General features: G+C 69.2%; 2 protein-coding genes. One reads left to right on the top strand and one right to left on the bottom strand.

Annotated elements, in window-relative coordinates; translation table 11 throughout:
- Positions 1–2 precede the first annotated feature (2 nt).
- A complete protein-coding gene (locus tag GSF22_RS32420) occupies positions 3–2102 on the bottom strand; it encodes a UvrD-helicase domain-containing protein (RefSeq protein WP_208817722.1) in 2100 nt (699 codons plus the stop codon).
- A 248-nt stretch (positions 2103–2350) separates the two neighbouring features.
- Here GSF22_RS32420 and GSF22_RS32415 point away from each other — a divergent pair.
- The coding region (locus GSF22_RS32415) for a serine/threonine-protein kinase (protein ID WP_307804505.1) at positions 2351–3048 on the top strand (698 nt) is incomplete at its 3' end.

Raw genomic sequence — 3048 nt, 5'->3', positions numbered from 1 at the left:
GGTCATCGGGTCACCGGCAGCAGTGGGCTGGGGGTGCCGCTGTGGGACAGGTAGAGCACGTCACGGGCGCGGGTGAGGGCGACGAAGAGCAGGCAGCGTTCCCGGCGCAGGTCCTGCTGGTGGGCGTGGGGGTCCTCGGCGGCGGAGGTGAGTGCGTTCGGTGCGGGCAGGATGCCCGCGTCGAGTCCGACGGCGGCGAGGCACTGGAATTCCAGGCCCTTCATGCGGTGCATGGTCGCCACGTGCACGCCGTCGATGCCTCGTTTGTCGTCGGCGACGGGGATGTGGGCGTCGGCGAGGATCCTGCTGATGGTCCGGACGAGTTGTCCGGTGCGTACGGCCACGCCGATGGCGTGGGGTTCCACGCCCTGGTCCAGCCAGGTGCCGACCCGTTCGATCAGCGCTTCGTACTCGTCGTCGCGGTTGTCGTGCGCACCCAGCTCCGGTACGCCGCCGAGGGTGGTCGAGCGGTAGCCGTGCAGGGTGTCGTCCTGCCCGTCGAGGCCGATGGCGGCGTCGCCGTTGAGGACCTTCACCGACAAGTTCAGAATCTGGTGGGTGGTGCGGTAGTTGACGGTGAGCCGTCGGGTGCGGCCGCGTACCTCGATGCCGAGCTGGGCCAGTGAGACGTGGCTGTCGTAGATGCGCTGGTACGGGTCGGCGAGCAGGAACATGTCGTTCGGGCCGGGAGCGACCAAGGTCCGCAGCAGCCGCCACTGCGCCGGGTGCAGGTCCTGTCCCTCGTCGACGACGACATGCCGGTAGGGCGCCGGTGAGCGGCGCAGGATCGCGGCCGCCTCGTCGGCGAGCTGGGTGTGGGTGCGCAGGTGCCGCCTGGTCAGTTCCCGTGCCACGGTGTCGATCGCGTCCCACACCTGGTCGCGCTGCGCAGCTCGCAGGCCTGTGCCACGGCCCCGGCGGGGTGCGTCGCGGTAGGCGTCCCGGGTGGTCAGTTGCTGCGCCAGGACGACCTGTTCCCATTCGTGTCTGAGGAAGGAGGCGCTGAAGGTGGTGACCTGGCCGGCGCGGTTGAGGTAGGTGGGGCCGGTCTTCGCCGCAGCCTGCCACAGTTCGTCGAGGATCTCGTTGTCGGCGACCGTGACCCGTCCCCGGTCGCGGGTGACGATCTCGTAGGCGAGTTTGTCGATGCTGGTCACGTCGATGCGGGCCCGCACGGCAGGGTCGGTGGTGAGCCGGTACAGCTGCCGGGTGAGGGCTTCGGCCAGGGCACGGGTGTAGGTGGTCAGCAGGACCTTCCCGCCGTCGGGCAGCCGTTCGGCGAGGAACACCGCCCGGTGCAGGCCGGTCACGGTCTTGCCGGTCCCGGCGCTGCCGGTCACCAGCGCGGGTCCGCTGTAGGTGTCACGGTAGGCGACGTCGCGCTGGGTCGGGTGCAGGAAGGTCCGCCAGACGTCGAAGGGGTGGGCGAGGATGGCGGCGAGTTCGACCGGGCCGGACACGAAGGCGATCCGTTCGGGCGTGCGGCGGGCTGCGGTCAGCAGGTCGTCGGTGTCGACGCCGGAGACGATGCGGTCGGCCTGTTCGGCCCAGACCTCGGCCACGGACAGTCCGCTGGCCAGGCCGCGCAGGATGTCGAGCTGGGTTTCCGGTAGCCGCCCGGCGAGGCTTTCCAACTGCTGGTCGGTGGCGATGATGCGCAGCAGGGGTAGCAGGTCCGCGTCGACGCCGAGCCGGACGAGGTCGGCGTTCGACACCTGGTCGAACAGTGCGCCGCCCGGGGTCGACGGTTCGGTGCGGGTGAACTCCTCGATGCCTGCCTGGTCGCGCATCTCCAGCACGCCGAGGGTCTGGTTGACGGTGAACCGGCGGCTCACGGCGAAGGCGATGGCGTCGTCGTGGGGCAGGACGTCGAGGAGTGCGTACTTCTCTTCGCCGAGGGCGAGGACCACGCCGCGGTAGAACTGGTCGATCCGGATGGTGCGGATGTTCGGGTCCCGCGCTCCGGTCAGTTTCTCCAGGTGCAGGCCGGCGTGGGTGTGCTGGGCGAACTTGCTGATGGCGGCGTCGACGGCACGCTGCGCCCGGCGTTGCAGCCGGGCATAGGCGGGCAGAAATCCCCGACCGATGGCCAATTCAGCCATACCGTCCCCTGTCGAAGGCGCCCAGGGCGTATCCGGGCGTGAATGACGGAACTGTCGCGTAGCGAACACAGTGGACCGTGCCGATCGCGCAGCATCGAAGGCGCGGGAAGGATCCGCGCCGAGCAGCATTCAAACACCCTGTGAACTATGTTTGCAAGTAACTATCCCGTGGATGAGGTTCACCATCTCGCAGGCTGGGCGGACGGCGGTGCGTAGTGGTGACCGGACGGGCCGTTATGCTGAACCCCGTGACGTCCGGCACGAGCCTCAAGGACCGCTACCGGCTGGGCCGACTCCCCCTGGCCCACAAAGGAATGGGTGAGGTCTGGCCTGCACAGGACCTCCTGCTCGACCGCCCCGTCATCGTGAAGTTCGTCAACCCCACCATGATGGACGCCGACCTGGTGCGCCGGTTCCGCCGCGAGGCACTGCTGACCGCCCGGCTCGACCATCCCGGCGTACCCGCCGTCTACGACCTCGGCGAGCACGCCGGTCGGCCCTACGTCATCCTGCAGAAGATCAAGGGTGTGACCCTGACCGACCTGGTCGCGGAGCAGGGTCCACTCCCGATCGGATGGGTCGCCGCCATCGGCGCGCAGGTCAGCAGCATCCTGCTCGCCGCCGGGCAGATCGGCCTGATACACCGCGACGTCAAGCCGAGCAACGTCATGGTCGAACCGAGCGGCGCGGTGAAGCTGCTCGACTTCGGCCTGGCGGTCATCCGCGACGACGACCGCTACTCACAGATCACGCGGACCGGGCAGAGCCTCGGCACCGTGGGCTACATGGCGCCGGAGCAGATCCTGGGCGAGGAGGCCGACCACCGCACCGACCTCTACGGTCTGGGGGCGACGCTGTTCGACCTGCTCACCGGCACTACACCCTTCGACGGTGTCACCACGACGACCGCATTGCGCCACCAGCTGGACGATCCCCCGCCCCGCCC

It is taken from the genome of Micromonospora echinofusca, from assembly GCF_017614955.1.
GTDB lineage: Bacteria > Actinomycetota > Actinomycetes > Mycobacteriales > Micromonosporaceae > Micromonospora > Micromonospora echinofusca_A.
This window is presented reverse-complemented; position numbering and strand designations above follow the sequence as displayed.

What these genes read in the sequence shown, in the direction of transcription:
- GSF22_RS32420 (WP_208817722.1), bottom strand. Translation starts at nt 2,102, where the DNA reads ATGGCTGAATTGGCCATCGGTCGGGGATTTCTGCCCGCCTATGCCCGG.